General features: G+C 36.7%; 2 protein-coding genes. Both read left to right on the plus strand.

All coding sequences use genetic code 11. The features are described from left to right. The coding region (locus H5202_RS23240; protein ID WP_182774083.1) for a hypothetical protein at window positions 1-316 on the plus strand (316 nt) is incomplete at its 5' end. After that, window positions 309-1,013, plus strand: coding sequence for a DUF4391 domain-containing protein (locus tag H5202_RS23245; RefSeq protein WP_182774084.1), 705 nt, complete (start codon window positions 309-311; stop codon window positions 1,011-1,013). The genes H5202_RS23240 and H5202_RS23245, both read left to right, overlap by 8 nt. Window positions 1,014-1,022 lie beyond the last annotated feature (9 nt).

Below are 1,022 nucleotides of genomic sequence, written 5' to 3' on the forward strand. Positions count from 1 at the left end.
AAAAAGATTATTAGATTTAGTGCGTTCATCTTGCAAGGGAGTGAGTGAACCAGTTGCCGAAGTGTGCAACCTATTTAATGAACTTACTAACGACGGTAAAGAGATGAACAAGTATTCAGAACTGTTATCTGACACTATACGTTCAATCATTGAAGTTAAAGAAGAGCAAGATATCGACAGCTTATTCAGTGGTGGCGAAACAACAGCACTTATCAATACCATTCAAGGGCTTGATGATTTCGAGCTGATCAACTTCTTAGTTGTGCAAGACCATACTAAAGCAAGCGCTGTGAAAAAAGGCTTAACTAATGCCTAACGCTATTTTCTACAAGTACCCTAAAACTACTGAGGTCAATCGCACATTACCTAAGAGCAAGCTTTATGATCAAGGCAAGGTAAACGCAGCCATTAGAGAACTATTTGTCACTCAAGTAGAGCAAATTACCTGGGCAAATAAACTCTCAGCTCAAACCCTTAACATAGAAGCTCATGAGCAAATAAAAGAAATTCAAATATTCAGTATTGTGCTCAAAGGTGATGAGTTAAGCGAAGAAGTATTACAAACCATAGACAAAGCCATACTGCACCCAATTATTTTTGAAATAACAGCTCACAGCCAACATATGAGAACAACCGCTTGTTTCAAGGAGGTTGGTGTAAATGGTGGTGTTACATTATCAGAATATTACTGTTCACGTTGGCAGAAGCGCTTAAGTATTAGTAACAGCCAAGAACCAGATAACATAGACAATCATCAAAGTTTACCGTTAACGCTAAACATTAAAGCGCTTTACGAACAATTATTAGCGTCATTGCTACCTTATCCGTTAAAAGAGCATGAAACATTTCCAGAACTCATAAAGCGGATAGACGCCATTAAGCTGCTTAACAAGCAGCAACAACAAATAAATAAGAAACTCAGCAACGAGAAGCAATTTAAAAATAAAGTAAAAATTAATGCTGAGTTAAAACAAATTAAACAAACGTTAAAGCTGCTTACACTTTCCGTTTAGCAAGAATTA

It is taken from the genome of Shewanella sp. SG41-4 (assembly GCF_014164505.1).
GTDB lineage: Bacteria > Pseudomonadota > Gammaproteobacteria > Enterobacterales > Shewanellaceae > Shewanella.